This window comes from Citrobacter sp. Ct235 (assembly GCF_030332305.1).
In the GTDB taxonomy this organism is placed as follows: domain Bacteria; phylum Pseudomonadota; class Gammaproteobacteria; order Enterobacterales; family Enterobacteriaceae; genus Citrobacter_A; species Citrobacter_A telavivensis.
On record NZ_JAOWIC010000049.1, the window covers coordinates 901,339 to 917,955 of the forward strand.

15 protein-coding genes, 1 pseudogene and 1 other annotated feature are annotated in these 16,617 nt (G+C 54.3%); of the genes and pseudogenes, 11 read left to right on the plus strand and 5 right to left on the minus strand.

All coding sequences use genetic code 11. The features are described 5' to 3' along the window. Positions 1-41 precede the first annotated feature (41 nt). Both OGY35_RS21365 and rnm read right to left on the minus strand, forming a co-directional pair. On the minus strand, positions 42-662 hold the full coding sequence (locus tag OGY35_RS21365; RefSeq protein ID WP_043000530.1) for an L-threonylcarbamoyladenylate synthase: 621 nt from the start codon (positions 660-662) through the stop codon (positions 42-44). Continuing rightward, the gene (rnm, locus tag OGY35_RS21370) at positions 659-1,540 is read right to left on the minus strand and encodes an RNase RNM (protein ID WP_152404364.1); all 882 of its coding nucleotides are present in this window, start codon (positions 1,538-1,540) and stop codon (positions 659-661) included. Before rnm ends, OGY35_RS21365 begins: the two co-directional genes overlap by 4 nt. A gap of 158 nt (positions 1,541-1,698) precedes the next feature. Beyond that, positions 1,699-1,793: a sequence feature (Trp leader region), on the plus strand. Between the two features lie 23 nt (positions 1,794-1,816). Between rnm and OGY35_RS21375 the strand changes: the two genes are divergently transcribed. From OGY35_RS21375 to trpA, 5 genes are read left to right on the plus strand one after another with little or no spacing between them, the layout of a single operon-like run. Beyond that, a complete protein-coding gene (locus tag OGY35_RS21375) occupies positions 1,817-3,379 on the plus strand; it encodes an anthranilate synthase component I (RefSeq protein WP_286633408.1) in 1,563 nt (520 codons plus the stop codon). After that, entirely contained in the window at positions 3,379-4,974 is a 1,596-nt protein-coding gene (gene trpD / locus OGY35_RS21380; protein WP_042318656.1) for a bifunctional anthranilate synthase glutamate amidotransferase component TrpG/anthranilate phosphoribosyltransferase TrpD, read from the plus strand. Before OGY35_RS21375 ends, trpD begins: the two co-directional genes overlap by 1 nt. 3 nt (positions 4,975-4,977) lie before the next feature. Further along, complete coding sequence (trpCF, locus tag OGY35_RS21385; protein WP_286633726.1) at positions 4,978-6,336, plus strand: bifunctional indole-3-glycerol-phosphate synthase TrpC/phosphoribosylanthranilate isomerase TrpF; 1,359 nt, start codon at positions 4,978-4,980, stop codon at positions 6,334-6,336. 10 nt (positions 6,337-6,346) lie between these two features. Then, positions 6,347-7,540: a tryptophan synthase subunit beta gene (gene trpB, locus OGY35_RS21390; protein ID WP_046481030.1), complete on the plus strand. Its 1,194-nt coding sequence runs from the start codon at positions 6,347-6,349 to the stop codon at positions 7,538-7,540. Then, complete coding sequence (trpA, locus tag OGY35_RS21395) at positions 7,540-8,346, plus strand: tryptophan synthase subunit alpha (protein ID WP_152404358.1); 807 nt, start codon at positions 7,540-7,542, stop codon at positions 8,344-8,346. The genes trpB and trpA overlap by 1 nt, the downstream gene beginning before the upstream one ends. Before the next feature lie 33 nt (positions 8,347-8,379). Here trpA and OGY35_RS21400 read toward each other — a convergent pair whose 3' ends face one another. Then, positions 8,380-9,846 carry a GGDEF domain-containing protein gene (locus tag OGY35_RS21400; protein ID WP_286633409.1) on the minus strand — a complete coding sequence of 489 codons (1,467 nt, stop codon included), beginning with the start codon at positions 9,844-9,846 and terminating at the stop codon, positions 8,380-8,382. Between the two features lie 270 nt (positions 9,847-10,116). Next, entirely contained in the window at positions 10,117-10,755 is a 639-nt protein-coding gene (ompW, locus tag OGY35_RS21405; protein ID WP_042318650.1) for an outer membrane protein OmpW, read from the minus strand. Between the two features lie 252 nt (positions 10,756-11,007). Between ompW and OGY35_RS21410 the strand changes: the two are divergent. The 5 genes and pseudogenes from OGY35_RS21410 to yciA form a co-directional block, all read left to right on the plus strand. Next, positions 11,008-11,085 (plus strand): annotated as a pseudogene (locus OGY35_RS21410) (YkgJ family cysteine cluster protein); the annotation flags it as partial. 28 nt (positions 11,086-11,113) lie between these two features. Continuing rightward, on the plus strand, positions 11,114-11,857 hold the full coding sequence (locus OGY35_RS21415) for a YciC family protein (protein WP_152404354.1): 744 nt from the start codon (positions 11,114-11,116) through the stop codon (positions 11,855-11,857). A gap of 55 nt (positions 11,858-11,912) precedes the next feature. Further along, complete coding sequence (locus tag OGY35_RS21420; protein WP_046481035.1) at positions 11,913-12,452, plus strand: septation protein A; 540 nt, start codon at positions 11,913-11,915, stop codon at positions 12,450-12,452. 176 nt (positions 12,453-12,628) lie between these two features. Continuing rightward, positions 12,629-14,815 carry a TonB-dependent siderophore receptor gene (locus OGY35_RS21425; protein WP_286633410.1) on the plus strand — a complete coding sequence of 729 codons (2,187 nt, stop codon included), beginning with the start codon at positions 12,629-12,631 and terminating at the stop codon, positions 14,813-14,815. Positions 14,816-14,914: 99 nt separating this feature from the next. Then, positions 14,915-15,313, plus strand: a complete 399-nt coding sequence (gene yciA, locus OGY35_RS21430) for an acyl-CoA thioester hydrolase YciA (protein WP_152404351.1) — start codon at positions 14,915-14,917, stop codon at positions 15,311-15,313. Between the two features lie 48 nt (positions 15,314-15,361). On the opposite strand, the gene tonB is transcribed toward yciA, so the two are convergent. Continuing rightward, entirely contained in the window at positions 15,362-16,072 is a 711-nt protein-coding gene (gene tonB, locus OGY35_RS21435) for a TonB system transport protein TonB (protein ID WP_152406318.1), read from the minus strand. 212 nt (positions 16,073-16,284) lie between these two features. On the opposite strand from tonB, the gene OGY35_RS21440 reads away from it, so the two are divergent. Further along, on the plus strand, positions 16,285-16,581 hold the full coding sequence (locus tag OGY35_RS21440) for a YciI family protein (RefSeq protein ID WP_046481037.1): 297 nt from the start codon (positions 16,285-16,287) through the stop codon (positions 16,579-16,581). Positions 16,582-16,617 lie beyond the last annotated feature (36 nt).

Genomic DNA, 16,617 nt, shown 5'->3' on the forward strand with positions numbered 1-16,617 from the left:
CAGCGCCATTTTAAGGCCGCGTAGTATACAGAGTTGCACCCTTATAAGAAAGGTTTAACGTCTCCGACACCTTCGCGCAAGACAACCGGGGAATCATCCGTTAAATCGATCACCGTCGTCGGCTGTTGGCCCAGATAGCCGCCGTGAATAATCAGGTCCACCTGTTTTTCCAGTCGGTCTTTAATTTCTTCCGGATCGGATTCGGTAAAATCACTGCCCGGCAACATCAGCGAGGTGGAGAGCATTGGCTCGCCCAGCGTCTGCAACAGTTCAAGCGCGATCGGGTTCGACGGCACGCGCAGACCGATGGTCTTACGTTTTTCCTGCAACAACCGACGCGGCACCTCTTTCGTCCCTTTCAGAATGAAAGTGTAATTGCCTGGCGTATTGTTCTTGATCAGGCGAAAAGCCACGTTGTCGACAAACGAATAGGTCGACAGTTCGGACAAGTCGCGACACATCAGGGTGAAGTTGTGCCCATCCGGTAACTGGCGAATGCGGCAAATCCGCTCCATCGCGCCTTTGTCTTCAATTTTACAACCGAGCGCGTAACCGGAATCGGTTGGATACACAATCACCCCGCCCTTACGCACAATCTCAACCGCCTGGTTGATCAGGCGCTGCTGTGGATTATCAGGATGGATATAAAAAAACTGGCTCATACTTCCCTCACTGTGGTGTTCTGCGGCTGTTCCCACGTCTGCCAGACGCCTTCAACGCCTGCCGGCAGCCAGAGCTTGCGGCCCAACTCGATCCACGGACAAGGCTGATGAAAATCAGATCCTTGCGATGCCCATAGCTGATGCTGGCGGGCAAGCGTGGCCAGTTGCGTGCGCTCATTGGGGGACTGTTGGCACTGCGCAACTTCCATCGCATCACCGTGATGTTGCGCAAAATATGCCACCAGCCTTTTCAGCCACTTAGCGCTAAGATCGTACCGACCTGGATGAGCCAGTACGGCCTTACCGCCAGAATGATGAATGACATCAATAGCTTGTTCTATTGTACACCACTGTGGCGGAACGTATCCTGTTTTCCCGCGCGCGAGATACTTTTTAAAGACATCCGCCATGGTGGTCGCTTTGCCGCACTCCACCAGGTAACGGGCAAAATGACCGCGGGTCACCGCACCGCCGTCGGCCAGGCGCAATGCGCCTTCCCACGCGCCAGTGATATGCGCTTTTTCCAGTCGGTCGGCGATGAGCCGCGCACGCTGCTGCCGTCGTTCCGTCTGTTGCGCCAGAAACGCGCACATCGCCGGATTTTCAATGTCGATGTTCAGACCCACAATATGAATTTCGTGATTCTCCCAGACCGTTGAGATCTCAACGCCGGGGATCAGGTTCAGCGCCAGGCCAGAACGTGAAATTTCTTCGCTTGCCGCGGGAATAGCGGCTGTGGTGTCATGGTCGGTAATCGCCAGCGTGCCAACGCGCATCTCGACGGCGCGGTGAACTAACGCTTCTGGCGTCAGTCGTCCATCGGATGCCGTTGTGTGACTGTGCAGGTCATAAATCACTGCATAATTCGTGTCGCTCAAGGCGAACTCCCGTCTCTCAAAAATAATCTTTCCTGCGCATCATAATGGTTCCAGCAAATTTACTGAAATCAGGTGTTGACAATAACCCATCGAACTAGTTAACTAGTACGAAAGTTCACAAGCAAAAGGGTATCGAAATGAAAGCAACATTTGTTCTGCACGGTGGGTGGCGCACTTCCTGATTTCGGGCAGTGTATTTCGCGTGTAGATCGCCACCAGATACCCGGCCCGCCAACAGAGCGGGCTTTTTTTTGAACAAAATTGATGAGAACAACAATGCAGACATCAAAACCGACACTCGAACTCATTACCTGCGATGCCGCCTATCGTAAAAACCCGACGGAGTTGTTCCATCAGGTTTGCGGCGATCGTCCGGCAACGCTGCTGCTGGAATCGGCAGATATCGACAGCAAAGACGATCTCAAAAGCCTGTTGCTGGTGGATAGCGCGTTGCGCATTACCGCCGTCGGTGACACTGTCACCATTCAGGCCTTAACCGACAACGGTGCAGCGCTGCTGACGCTGCTGGATGCGGCATTGCCTGCCGGTGTTGAGAATGAACATCAGGAGGCGGGACGCGTGCTGCGTTTCCCGGCGGTCAGCCCGTTATTAGACGAGGACGCGCGTCTGTGCGCACTCTCTGTATTTGACGCCTTCCGCCTGCTGCAGGAGCTGGTCAACGTCCCGGCGCAGGAGCGCGAAGCGATGTTCTTCGGCGGCCTGTTTGCTTACGATCTGGTTGCCGGTTTTGAAGATTTACCGCAGCTTGAGGCAGGCAACCGCTGCCCGGACTACTGTTTCTATCTGGCGGAAACGCTGATGGTTATCGACCACCAGAAACAAAGCACCCGTATTCAGGCCAGTCTGTTCAGCGATAACAACGCCGAGAAACAGCGCCTCACCGCGCGACTGGCCCGTCTTAGCCAGCAACTGACGGAACCAGCACCGCCGCTGCCGGTCATTCCTGTGCCGCAGATGCGCTGCGAATGCAATCAGAGCGATGAAGAATTTGGCGCAGTGGTACGCTCAATGCAAAAAGCGATTCGTGCCGGGGAAATTTTCCAGGTCGTCCCGTCACGCCGCTTCTCTCTGCCCTGCCCGTCGCCGCTGGCGGCCTATTATGTGCTCAAGAAAAGCAATCCCAGCCCGTACATGTTCTTTATGCAGGACAATGATTTCACCCTGTTTGGCGCGTCGCCGGAAAGCTCGCTGAAATACGATGCCACCAGCCGTCAGATCGAAATCTACCCGATTGCCGGCACGCGTCCTCGCGGTCGTCGCGCCGACGGTTCGCTGGATCGCGACCTCGACAGCCGCATTGAGCTGGAGATGCGCACCGATCATAAAGAACTTTCCGAACACCTGATGCTGGTTGACCTGGCGCGTAACGATCTCGCCCGCATCTGTACGCCGGGCAGCCGCTATGTGGCTGACCTGACCAAGGTTGACCGTTATTCCTACGTCATGCACCTGGTTTCCCGCGTGGTCGGCGAACTGCGCAGCGATCTCGATGTACTGCACGCCTACCGCGCCTGCATGAATATGGGCACGCTCAGCGGCGCACCGAAAGTGCGGGCAATGCAGCTGATTGCTGAAGCCGAAGGTCGCCGACGCGGTAGCTACGGCGGTGCAGTCGGTTACTTCACCGCGCACGGCGATCTGGATACCTGCATTGTTATTCGTTCAGCCCTGGTGGAAGACGGTATCGCCACCGTTCAGGCCGGCGCCGGTATTGTGCTCGATTCTGTTCCCCAGTCCGAAGCCGACGAAACCCGTAATAAAGCGCGCGCGGTCCTGCGTGCCATTGCCACCGCGCACCACGCACAGGAGACTTTCTGATGGCTGATATTCTGCTGCTCGATAACATCGACTCATTTACCTATAACCTGGCAGATCAGCTGCGTACCAACGGTCACAACGTGGTGATTTACCGTAACCATATTCCGGCCCAGACCCTGATTGAGCGTCTGGCAACCATGAAGAACCCGGTTCTGGTCCTTTCTCCCGGCCCTGGAGTGCCCAGTGAAGCGGGCTGTATGCCAGAACTGCTGACGCGCCTGCGCGGAAAGCTGCCGATTATCGGCATCTGCCTGGGCCATCAGGCGATTGTCGAAGCCTATGGCGGCTACGTCGGCCAGGCCGGCGAGATCCTGCACGGTAAGGCGTCCAGCATTGAACACGATGGACAGGCGATGTTTGCCGGTCTGACAAATCCGCTGCCGGTTGCACGCTATCATTCACTCATCGGCAGCAACGTTCCCGCAGGCCTGACCATTAACGCCCATTTTAACGGCATGGTGATGGCGGTACGTCACGACGCCGATCGCGTTTGCGGTTTACAGTTCCATCCGGAGTCCATTCTGACCACTCAGGGCGCACGTCTGCTCGAGCAGACGCTGGCCTGGGCGCAGCAGAAGCTGGAGCCGACCAATACGCTGCAGCCGATCCTCGAAAAACTGTATCAGGCGCAAACCCTGAGTCAGCAGGAGAGTCATCAGCTGTTCTCCGCCGTCGTGCGCGGCGAACTGAAGCCGGAACAGTTGGCTGCCGCCCTGGTCAGCATGAAAATTCGCGGTGAACATCCGAATGAAATTGCTGGTGCGGCAACCGCCTTACTGGAAAACGCCGCACCGTTCCCGCGCCCTGACTATCTGTTCGCCGATATTGTCGGTACCGGCGGTGACGGGAGTAACAGCATTAATATCTCAACCGCCAGCGCGTTTGTTGCTGCGGCGTGCGGCCTGAAGGTCGCTAAACACGGCAACCGCAGCGTCTCCAGTAAATCCGGTTCGTCAGACCTGCTGGCCGCCTTCGGCATCAATCTCGATATGAATGCCGACAGATCGCGTCAGGCGCTGGACGACCTGGGCGTCTGCTTCCTGTTTGCACCGAAATACCACACTGGTTTCCGCCACGCGATGCCGGTACGTCAGCAGTTGAAAACCCGTACGCTGTTCAACGTGCTGGGGCCATTGATTAACCCGGCGCACCCGCCGCTGGCGCTGATTGGCGTCTACAGCCCGGAACTGGTTCTGCCGATTGCCGAAACCCTGCGGGTGCTGGGTTACCAGCGTGCTGCGGTCGTGCACAGCGGCGGAATGGATGAAGTCTCCCTGCATGCGCCGACCATTGTGGCAGAGCTGCATGACGGCGAGATCAAAAGCTATCAGTTGACGGCGGACGACTTCGGCCTGACCCCTTACCATCAGGAACAGCTGGCAGGCGGTACGCCGGAAGAAAACCGTGACATTCTGACACGCTTACTACAAGGTAAAGGTGACGCCGCCCACGAGGCTGCCGTTGCCGCAAACGTCGCAATGTTGATGCGACTGCATGGTGAAGAAGATCTCAAGGCTAATGCGCAAACCGTTCTCGAGGTATTGCACAGTGGTTCCGCTTATGACCGAGTCACCGCTCTGGCGGCAAGAGGATAAATGATGCAAACCGTTTTAGCGAAAATCGTCGCAGACAAGGCGATTTGGGTGGAAGCCCGCAAACAGCAACAACCGTTGACCCGTTTTCAGAACGATATCCAGCTCAGCACGCGTCATTTTTATGATGCCTTACAGGGCGCGCGTACGGCTTTTATTCTGGAGTGCAAGAAAGCCTCTCCATCCAAAGGCGTGATCCGCGATGATTTCGACCCGGCGCGGATTGCCGGAATATACAAACATTACGCCTCCGCCATTTCCGTTCTGACCGACGAGAAGTATTTTCAGGGCAGTTTTGATTTCCTGCCGATCGTGAGCAGCATCGCGCCGCAGCCGATTCTGTGTAAGGACTTTATTATCGACCCTTACCAGATCTACCTTGCGCGCCACTATCAGGCTGACGCCTGCCTGCTGATGCTTTCCGTTCTCGACGACGAGCAGTATCGCCAACTTTCTACCGTAGCGCACAGCCTGAACATGGGCGTGCTGACGGAAGTCAGTAATGAGGCCGAACTGGAGCGCGCCATTGCGCTGGGCGCGAAAGTGGTCGGGATTAACAACCGCGACCTGCGCGACCTGTCGATTGATTTGAATCGTACCCGTCAACTGGCACCGAAACTGGGTCAGGGCGTGACGGTGATTAGCGAGTCGGGGATCAATACCTACGCCCAGATCCGCGAGCTGAGCCACTTTGCCAATGGTTTCCTGATTGGCTCCGCGCTGATGTCCTCTGACGATCTCAACGCCGCCGTGCGTCGCGTTCTGCTTGGCGAAAATAAGGTCTGTGGCCTGACGCGTCCGGAAGATGCCAAAGCCGCCTGCGAATCTGGCGCGATTTATGGCGGACTGATCTTTGTCCCTTCTTCTCCACGCTTTGTCAGCGATGAGCAGGCCCGCGCGGTGCAGTCCGCCGCCCCGCTGCAATACGTCGGCGTGTTCCGCAACCATGATATTGCCGACGTCTGCGAAAAAGCGGTGCAGCTTTCGCTGAAAGCCGTACAACTGCATGGCCGCGAAGATCAGGCGTACGTTGACGCCCTGCGCGCCGCGCTGCCTGAAAACGTGCAGATCTGGAAAGCGCTGAGCGTCGGTGACACCCTCCCGGCCCGCGATTATCAGCACGTTGACAAGTACGTGCTGGATAACGGCCAGGGCGGCAGCGGTCAGCGTTTCGACTGGTCGTTACTGCAGGGACATTCGCTGGACAATGTGTTACTGGCAGGCGGTCTTGGCGCGGATAACTGCGTCGATGCGGCAAAAACCGGCTGTGCCGGTCTCGATTTTAATTCTGGTGTAGAGTCACAGCCGGGCATCAAAGATGCACGCCTTCTGGCCTCGGTATTTCAGACACTGCGCGCATATTAAGGAAAAGGACATGACAACATTACTCAATCCCTATTTTGGTGAATTCGGTGGCATGTATGTGCCGCAGATTCTGATGCCTGCTCTGCGTCAACTGGAAGACGCGTTCGTCAGTGCGCAAAAAGATCCCGAGTTTCAGGCCCAGTTTACTGACCTGCTGAAGAACTACGCGGGACGTCCCACCGCGCTGACCAAATGTCAGAACATCACGGCCGGAACCCGCACCACGCTGTACCTGAAGCGCGAAGATCTGCTGCACGGCGGCGCACATAAAACTAACCAGGTGTTAGGTCAGGCGTTACTGGCAAAACGCATGGGCAAAACAGAGATTATTGCCGAAACCGGTGCGGGACAGCACGGCGTGGCCTCTGCCCTCGCCAGCGCCCTGCTCGGTCTGAAATGCCGTATCTACATGGGGGCAAAAGACGTTGAGCGCCAGTCGCCGAACGTCTTCCGTATGCGCCTGATGGGTGCCGAAGTGATTCCGGTCCATAGCGGTTCGGCCACGTTGAAAGATGCCTGTAACGAAGCGCTACGCGACTGGTCTGGCAGTTACGAAACCGCGCACTACATGCTGGGTACCGCTGCGGGTCCGCACCCGTTCCCGACCATCGTACGTGAATTCCAGCGCATGATTGGCGAAGAAACCAAAGCGCAGATCCTCGAAAAAGAGGGTCGCCTGCCGGATGCGGTGATCGCCTGCGTGGGCGGCGGTTCTAACGCCATCGGGATGTTTGCCGATTTCATCAATGAACCCGACGTGGGATTGATCGGCGTGGAGCCGGGCGGTCACGGAATTGAAACCGGTGAACACGGTGCGCCGTTGAAGCACGGTCGCGTTGGGATCTATTTCGGCATGAAAGCGCCGATGATGCAGACCGATGAGGGCCAGATCGAGGAATCCTACTCCATCTCCGCGGGTCTCGACTTCCCGTCCGTTGGGCCACAGCATGCGTATCTGAACAGCATCGGTCGCGCCGACTACGTGTCGATCACCGATGACGAAGCGCTGGAAGCGTTTAAAACACTCTGCCTGCACGAAGGCATCATTCCGGCGCTTGAGTCATCGCACGCCCTGGCCCACGCGCTGAAAATGATGCGCGAGAACCCGGAAAAAGAGCAACTGCTGGTGGTTAACCTTTCCGGACGCGGTGATAAAGACATTTTCACGGTACACGATATTCTGAAAGCGCGAGGGGAAATCTGATGGAACGCTATGAAAGCCTGTTTGCACAACTCAACGATCGCAAGGAAGGAGCCTTTGTTCCCTTCGTGACCCTCGGCGACCCGGGCGTAGAGCAGTCACTGAAAATTATCGATGCCCTGATTGAGGCGGGTGCGGATGCGCTGGAGTTAGGGATCCCCTTCTCCGATCCACTCGCCGATGGCCCGACCATTCAGAGCGCCACGCTGCGTGCATTTGCTGCTGGCGTTACGCCGACCCGCTGTTTTGAAATGCTGGCAGCCATCCGTGAAAAACACCCGACCATTCCAATTGGCCTGCTGATGTATGCGAACCTGGTGTTCAGCAAGGGCATTGACGCGTTTTACGCACAGTGTGAAAAGGTCGGCGTCGACTCCGTGCTGGTCGCCGACGTCCCCATTGAAGAGTCTGCGCCATTCCGCCAGGCCGCGCTGCGCCACAACGTTGCGCCGATCTTCATCTGTCCGCCGAATGCCGATGATGACCTGCTGCGCCAGATTGCCTCGCATGGACGGGGTTATACCTATCTGCTGTCGCGGGCCGGCGTGACTGGCGCCGAAAACCGCGCCGCGTTGCCGCTACATCATCTGGTAGAGAAGCTGAAAGAGTACAATGCAGCACCGTCTTTGCAGGGGTTTGGCATTTCGGCACCGGATCAGGTTTCCGCCGCCATTGACGCGGGTGCTGCTGGCGCGATCTCCGGTTCTGCGATCGTCAAAATCATTGAGAAGAACGTCGAGCAACCTGAGCAGATGCTCGCAGAGCTGAAGACATTCGTCAGCGGGTTAAAAGCCGCCACTCGCCGGTAATTTCCCAGGACCGCCAGACACCCTCTGGCGGTCTTATCCTTTGGTCTGCTTCATTTTATACATCTCGCCATCCGCAAACTGAATGGCATCATCAATCCCCTCAGTCACTTCTGCTGCGCCCCAGGAAATGGAGAGCGGTACCTGCTTATCCTGCACGATAAACTGATACTCATTGATTTGGCGGGCGATACGTTCTGCGATGGCGACCGCATCGGCAGTTTTCGCATGATACAGCACGATCACAAACTCATCCCCACCGGTACGAATCACCAGATCGTCACTGGTACGGGTGTTGGACAACATCCGGTTGGCAATGACCTGTAGCGCTCTGTCGCCAGCAACATGCCCCCAGGTATCGTTAATCGCTTTGAATTTATTGCAATCAACCAGTACCACCGAACTGTTTGAGAGATCCCGCCGCTTGATGATGTCGAGAATTTTACGGTTGAAGCAGCCCGTCAACGAGTCGATGTAGATTTTCAGATCGCTCTCATTCAGCCAGGATTTTAATCCCATCATGATCAGCACAAAGAAGAACGGAGCCATCAGGATCAGCAGTCCCGCCTGGGTGTCATGCATCGCAAACCCGCTGAGCGAGATGGCGTAGTGAATCACATACTTTTCAGAGAGCACCTTAAAACGGATTTCCGGGCGACGCTGACAGTCCCCCGACAAACAAAGCGATTGCTGATTCAGGGTATTCACCAGCGAAACGTTCAACCCGTGCGGCACCTGCCGATCAAAGGCATCGCGTAATGCTTCCTGAAGCTCCGGCCTCGCATGGTCGTAAACCAGATAGCCCACGATATGGTCGGAAATCTCATTGCCAGAGAGGTCATAAATATAGCTCACGACGCTGAAGGCTTTCTCATCCGTGATTTTATCGTCATAAAAATCCGTGGAGCTCAATGCTTTCGTTTTGACACTCTTTTCGAGCAGACGGGTATAAAAATCGACGGGAGGGAGAAAGAAGCTGGATATATTTCGTGCCATCTTCGACGTGAGATAATCAAACGCTTTAGCATCCGCAGGCGTAAACCAGTAAAAATAGCTCGCATCATCGGCGATAATATAGCGATGAGCATCGAAATTACCCGGATTGAGCGCATTCACCCTGCTGCGAATAAACTCAGCGGCGGCAAACATGCACAGCGCGTTGACGGTCCGCTCACGCGCCACCATCGCTCCCGATGCGGAGTGAATGCGTTTGCTGTCGGCGTTAATACCCCAGGCTTCCCCGCGGGGAGTAAATTGTGACATCTCACCGCACTGGCCGGCGGTTTTAATCTGCCGGTAGCGCACACCGGTGGCATCCGCGATCATTTCATTATCATTAAAGATATCGAGCATCCGCGTTTGCAGGCGGTTCATCCCTTCATTAACCGCCGCCAGTCGCTGTTCATAGATAATGAACAGGAAAAGCGACGTAAAAAGCAGCGTGATCAACGCTGAGATAATAAGTGCCTGTCTGTTTCGTAAACTGTCCTGCACAATTTTCACCAAGGCACCCTGGGCATCAACACGCTGTTATCACTACGGTATTCGATTTTACCTGTGCAGTACAGGTCAGAACGGCTAATCATCCCCTTCTGTCAGATAACCTGCATGGCAGTTGCTCAAGTGTCGCGATTTTTTGTTCCAGCAAAAACGGCGTTAATTTCATGATGCGATACTTACAGTGCATGCCTGTCAGAAAAGATAGCAGGTCTGTACGCGGTGCATAAAAAAAGCGGGCTGAAGGCGCCCGCTTTTAACCGTTGTGACCGTTTTTTAGAAACGGTAGCCCGCCGAGAACATAAACACCCACGGATCGAGGCGGATATCGTCATGCTGCTTAACGCCACCGAGTTTGTAGTCTGCGGTAGTATCAATATCCATATACCAGACTGACATGTTAATCAGCCAGTCGCGGTTGATAAGATAGTCCAGCCCGACCTGACCTGCTGCGCCCCAGGAATCTTTAAGACTCAAATCAGAAACGCCAGTCTCTTCACCATTCTTATTAACATCAGTATTAAAGAAGGTCGTGTAGTTTACCCCAACACCCACATAGGGACGCAGTTTGCTGCTGGAGTCGCCGAAATACCACTGCGCCATCAGGGTTGGCGGCAGATGGTGAACGGTGGCGATATCACCGGTCATCTGCGTGCCCACTTTATGGCGGAATGGCGTTGCCGCCAGCAGTTCAACACCGATGTTATCGGTCGCCATGTAAGTGAATGTCAGACCCAACTGCGTGTTGTTGCTGACGTTAAAGCCACCTAAATGACCTAAAGTCCCGTCCGCGCCTTCTGAAGGTCTTACCGTCGCCGACCCCGCGCGAATAAAAAACTCACCGGCTTCATGTGCATAAACGCTGCCAGAGAGAAGTGTACTAACTGCCAATGCCGCCACTGTTAACTTTTTCATACCCGCTCCATCGTTATGGTTATAAATGCGTCACGAATATACCTACATTGGAGTAATAAGTGATCTAACCTGGATCACATTAGGCTGCATAATTTAACATTTATTGATCCAGATTAAGTTAGAAGTAGCATTCAAAATCCTGGTTATTACTGTTCAGATCAATTTTGTAATATTTTCAATCTGAAAGTATTTTCTTATTTTTTGCGGGAACGACGCCATCACGTTGTGGATTTGTTGTTCAAATTACTCTGGCTTTACAAAGATATGCTTTTCCATACACCCCTTGATGCTGCCACTGCACGGTTATCCAGGGTACAATTGCACGCTTAACAACACCTGCAGAACTCAAGGAGAGTGCATGTCTATCACGGCGCAGTCCGTATACCGTGACACCGGGAATTTTTTCCGTAATCAATTTTTAACCATCCTCCTGATCTCGCTACTGTGCGCGCTCATCACGGTGGTATTAGGGCATGCCTTCTCACCCAGCGATGCGCAGATTGCGCAGTTGAGTGAAGGGGATAATCTTGCGGGAAGCGTGGGCTTGTTCGAACTGGTGCAAAACATGACGCCGGAGCAGCAGCAGATCCTGTTGCGCGCCTCTGCGGCTTCCACGTTCTCAGGACTGATCGGTAATACCGTAATGGCCGGTGGCGTACTGCTGATGATTCAGTTGATTTCAGCGGGCCATCGTGTCAGTGCCCTGCGTGCTATCGGTGCCAGTGCGCCGATTCTGCCGCGCCTGTTCATCCTGATTTTGCTGACGACCTTGCTGGTACAACTCGGGATTATGCTGGTGGTGGTGCCCGGCATCCTGTTGGCTATTCTGCTGGCGCTTGCCCCAATCATGCTGGTGCAGGATAAAATGGGTATATTCACCGCGATGCGCAACAGTATGCGTCTGGCGTGGTCTAATATGCGACTGGTCGCCCCGGCGGTCATGGGCTGGCTGCTGGCAAAAACGCTGTTGCTGCTGTTTGCCTCCAGCTTTGCTGCATTTGACCCTAACGTTGGCGCCGTTATCGCGAATACGTTGAGCAATCTGATCTCCGCCGTATTGCTCATCTACCTGTTTCGTCTGTATATGTTGATTCGCCAATAACCCTGTCTGCGTCGCCGGCAGAAATGCCCGACGCCTTTGATTACGGAATCGAAGAATGAAGCAGTTTCTTGATTTTTTACCGCTGGTTGTCTTCTTTGTCTTTTACAAAGTGTATGACATCTATGCGGCCACCTCGGCGCTCATTGTCGCAACGGCGATCGTGCTCATCTACAGTTGGGTTCGCTATCGTAAAGTTGAGAAAATGGCGCTGATCACCTTTGTGCTGGTTGCCGTGTTCGGTGGTCTGACTATCTTTTTCCATAACGATGAATTTATTAAATGGAAGGTGACCGTAATTTACGGCCTGTTTGCGGGTGCGTTACTGGTAAGCCAGTGGATCATGAAAAAACCGCTGATCCAGCGCATGCTGGGTAAAGAACTGACGCTTCCGCAACCGGTCTGGTCGAAGCTCAACCTCGCGTGGGCTATCTTCTTTATCCTGTGTGGACTTGCCAATATCTACATTGCATTCTGGCTACCGCAAAATATCTGGGTGAACTTTAAAGTGTTCGGCCTCACTGCACTGACGCTGATCTTTACCCTGCTGAGTGGCGTCTATATCTATCGTCATCTCCCGCAAGAAGACAAATCGTAAACGTCCATCAGACCAGGCCTTCGGGCCTGGTTTTGCTTTCTGCACATTCCCTGCCGTACCTACCCTAAATTGCATGAATCATGAAGATATTATGGAGATTGCCTTCACAATATTGTAATGAGAATGGTTATCATTGATATTCCTTATCGCATTTTTAACAATATGGATGTCAGTTGATGAATACGATAACAAAAATCTCGCCGCGCCCTCTGGCGCTTTTGATTGCCACAGCATTAAGCGGAAATGCATTCGCTGCAGACGAGGTCATGAACGACGGCGAAACGATGGTCGTCCAGGCCACCGCCGAAGAAGCCCTCAAACAACAACCCGGTGTTTCTATCATCACCGCCAAAGACATTGAAAAATCCCCGCCGGTCAACGACCTCTCCGATATCATTCGTACCATGCCAGGCGTGAACCTGACGGGCAACAGCGCCAGCGGGAGCCGGGGCAATAATCGCCAGATTGACATTCGCGGTATGGGGCCGGAAAACACGCTGATCCTGATTGACGGCGTTCCGGTCACTTCACGCAATTCCGTACGCTATAGCTGGCGCGGTGAGCGCGATACGCGCGGCGACACGAACTGGGTACCGGCGGAGATGGTCGAACGTATCGAAGTACTGCGCGGCCCGGCGGCGGCACGTTACGGTTCCGGCGCGGCAGGCGGTGTAGTAAACATCATTACCAAACAGCCAACGAACGACTGGCATGGCTCTCTGTCCCTTTATACCAATCAACCCGAGAACAACAAAGAGGGTGCCACCAAACGTGCGAACTTCAATCTGAGCGGCCCGCTAATCGATGACATTCTCACCATGCGCCTTTATGGCAATATCAACAAAACCGACGCCGATGCGGCGGATATCAATACCCAGCAAAATGGATCCTATGCGGCGGGGCGTGAAGGGGTGCGCAATAAAGATATCAACGCCCTGCTCTCCTGGAAACTGACGCCACAGCAAATTGTGGATTTTGACTACAGCTACAGCCGTCAGGGCAATATCTATGCCGGAGATACGCAGTACAGCAACAGCAACGTCAGTCCTGACGGGTTAGTCAGCTCGCTCTACGGTGACGAAACCAACCGGATGTATCGCCAGTCATGGGGGCTGACGCATAACGGCATCTGGGACTGGGGACAGTCTAAATTTGGCGTGTATTACGAAAAAACCAACAATACCCGGATGCAGGAAGGTTCGACCGGTAGAGTGGAAGGTATGATCAATAACACCGAATATGCCACCAGCCGCCTGGAATCTTATCGTTCCTCCGGAGAACTCAACATTCCGCTTTTCTGGCTGGTTGATCAGACTCTGACCCTTGGGGCTGAATGGAACCGTGATGAACTTAACGACCCGGCATCGATGCAGGCTACCAGCGCATCCGGTGTGCAGATTGGCAATGTCTCCGGTGACGCGTCCAGCCGCAGCACCAAAAATAGCGCCACGCTTACCGGTATCTATCTTGAAGATAATATCGAAGCGCGGCCGGGCACAGATATTATTCCGGGTATCCGTTTTGACTATCACGACGAATTTGGCAGCAACTGGAGCCCCAGTCTGAATATGTCGCAGGAACTGGGCAGTCTGTTCAAACTGAAAGCCGGGATTGCGCGCGTCTTTAAAGCGCCAAACCTGTACCAATCCAGCGAGGGATATTTGCTCTCCACGCGCGGCAACGGTTGCCCGAATAATATCGCCACCGGCAGCTGTTATCTGCTGGGCAACCCGGATCTGGACCCGGAAATCAGTATCAACAAAGAGATCGGCCTTGAATTTACTTACTCAGGCTGGGATGCGGGAATCACCTGGTTCCGTAACGATTATAAAAACAAGATCGTCTCCGGGACCGATATTATCGGTTACGCTTCCAACGGGAATAATATCCTGCAATGGGAAAATGGCGGCAAAGCGATTGTCGAAGGCCTGGAAGGCAACGTGGTGATTCCGCTGGTACCGGAGACGTTAAGCTGGCGCACCAACGCGACGTATATGATCAAATCCGAGAACAAGGACACCGGTAACCCGCTCTCTGTGATCCCCAAATACACCATTAATACCCTGCTCGACTGGCAGGTGAATGATAAGTTGTCCACCCAGCTACAGTGGACGCAGTATGGTCGACAAAAACCACGCGAGTACGCTGAAACGCGTAACGAAACGGGTGCCATGTCGGATAAAGAGATTGGCGCTTATGCGATTGTTGGTCTCGGTGCCAACTATCAGATGACGAAAAACCTGCGTCTGAACGCCGGGATCAGTAACCTGTTCGATAAGCAAATCTATCGTGAAAACGACGGAGCCTCCACCTATAACGAACCCGGGCGCGCTTACTATGCAGGCGTGACGATGTCATTCTAATCTCTCAAACGCCCGCCTCGCGGGCGTTTCCCCTCTGTTCTCCGTGCTAAAATCATAGTAGCATCGCGCCTGAAATTTCTTTCTACAGTCGGTTTTACAATGACAACAACAACTCACGCCCCACAGGGCGAACTGGTTTTACGCACACTGGCTATGCCTGCCGATACCAATGCGAACGGTGATATTTTTGGCGGCTGGCTGATGTCGCAGATGGATATTGGCGGTGCCATTCAGGCCAAGGAGATTGCCCATGGTCGCGTGGTGACCGTCCGCGTGGAAGGAATGAGCTTTCTGCGCCCGGTCGCAGTCGGCGACGTCGTGTGCTGCTATGCCCGCTGCGTGAAGCGTGGGACCACTTCCGTCAGTATCAATATTGAAGTCTGGGTGAAGAAAGTGGCGTCTGAGCCGATTGGCCAGCGCTACAAAGCGACAGAAGCGTTGTTCATCTACGTCGCGGTGGATCCGGACGGTAAACCCCGCCCGCTTCCGGCGCAATAAGCACAAAAAAGCCTCCGCTCTGGAGGCTTCTTTTTTCCTGCGTCACAATCACTCGATTTGCGTGGTGCCGTTCAGGCGGAAGACAATATTCACGACCAACCCTGAGCCCGGTTTTCCGGCCTCATAGCGCCATCTGCGCATCGCATTTTTCACTTCACGTTCAAACATGTTGGCCGGTTGCGCTGACACGATTTGTACGTTATCTACCCGACCGTCAGACGTGACGTCAAATTTCACTTTTACCCGCCCCTCAATGCGCAATGCCTGGGCTCGCGCCGGATACTGCGGCTGATTGCGCGTCAACGCACGAGGACCTGCCGGAACGCTCACCGTCGGCTTGCTGGTCGCCGGTGCGGTACTGGTCGTCGGACGCGCAGGCGCGGTATTCTCAAACGGTGACGTCTGGCGCGGCTCGGCAGGTTTAACATCACGCTTCGGCTGCTCCTGCACCTTTTTCACCGGCTTCGGTTTTGGCTTAGGTTTAGGCTTCGGTTTCTCGATAATAACCGGGGCCTCTTTAGGCGGTTCGGGAATCGGCTCAGGTTCAGGCTCGACCACCGGTTCCGGCGGCGGCTGAACCGCCTGTGGCGGTTCCAGGTCGGCTGGCGAAACCATCGTTACGGAGATAGGCTGCGCAGGGGCTGGCAGTTCAATAACCTGATGTACTGAGGTATACAAGAGTCCCGCCACTAACGCGCCATGAATGCCAACGGAAAGTAACGTCGGCCAGGGAAAGCGACGAGGTAAATCAAGGGTCATTGAAGTCATAATCGTTTCAGTTGAAAAACCAGGTCTCGATTTTAAATGCAAATAGCAATCATATTCAATAAGCCATCGACATAAGCGCCATTTTTATCCTGTCAATTCCCTGACAACTGCACGGCCTTAACAAGGTTGTCATCTTTGCGTTGCAGTAAAGAGACCTTTCAAATAACGTATTTAGCACTTTTACCGACCAAGGAGCCCTATCCGTGCTTTATGTCATCTACGCGCAAGATAATCAAAACTCACTTGAAAAGCGTCTTTCCGTCCGCCCCGCTCATCTGGCGCGACTGCAGTTGCTCCACGACGAAGGACGTCTCCTGACCGCGGGCCCAATGCCTGCTGTCGATAGCAACGATCCGGGTGCGGCAGGTTTTACCGGCTCCACCGTTATTGCTGAATTTGACTCACTGGAAGAGGCGAAATCCTGGGCGGAGGCCGACCCCTATGTCGCCGCCGGGGTTTACGCGCAGGTTTCGGTGAAACCCTTCAAGAAGACGTTCTGAAAGACGTGTTCATTGGGCACCGCATGCGGTGCCCTG

Excerpts from the sequence above, each read along its gene's own strand:
- OGY35_RS21365 (WP_043000530.1), bottom strand. The coding sequence starts at position 662 with ATGAGCCAGTTTTTTTATATCCATCCTGATAATCCACAGCAGCGCCTG.
- OGY35_RS21375 (WP_286633408.1), top strand. The coding sequence starts at position 1,817 with ATGCAGACATCAAAACCGACACTCGAACTCATTACCTGCGATGCCGCC.
- trpD (WP_042318656.1), top strand. The coding sequence starts at position 3,379 with ATGGCTGATATTCTGCTGCTCGATAACATCGACTCATTTACCTATAAC.
- trpCF (WP_286633726.1), top strand. The coding sequence starts at position 4,978 with ATGCAAACCGTTTTAGCGAAAATCGTCGCAGACAAGGCGATTTGGGTG.
- trpB (WP_046481030.1), top strand. The coding sequence starts at position 6,347 with ATGACAACATTACTCAATCCCTATTTTGGTGAATTCGGTGGCATGTAT.
- trpA (WP_152404358.1), top strand. The coding sequence starts at position 7,540 with ATGGAACGCTATGAAAGCCTGTTTGCACAACTCAACGATCGCAAGGAA.
- ompW (WP_042318650.1), bottom strand. The coding sequence starts at position 10,755 with ATGAAAAAGTTAACAGTGGCGGCATTGGCAGTTAGTACACTTCTCTCT.
- OGY35_RS21415 (WP_152404354.1), top strand. The coding sequence starts at position 11,114 with ATGTCTATCACGGCGCAGTCCGTATACCGTGACACCGGGAATTTTTTC.
- OGY35_RS21420 (WP_046481035.1), top strand. The coding sequence starts at position 11,913 with ATGAAGCAGTTTCTTGATTTTTTACCGCTGGTTGTCTTCTTTGTCTTT.
- OGY35_RS21425 (WP_286633410.1), top strand. The coding sequence starts at position 12,629 with ATGAATACGATAACAAAAATCTCGCCGCGCCCTCTGGCGCTTTTGATT.
- yciA (WP_152404351.1), top strand. The coding sequence starts at position 14,915 with ATGACAACAACAACTCACGCCCCACAGGGCGAACTGGTTTTACGCACA.
- tonB (WP_152406318.1), bottom strand. The coding sequence starts at position 16,072 with ATGACCCTTGATTTACCTCGTCGCTTTCCCTGGCCGACGTTACTTTCC.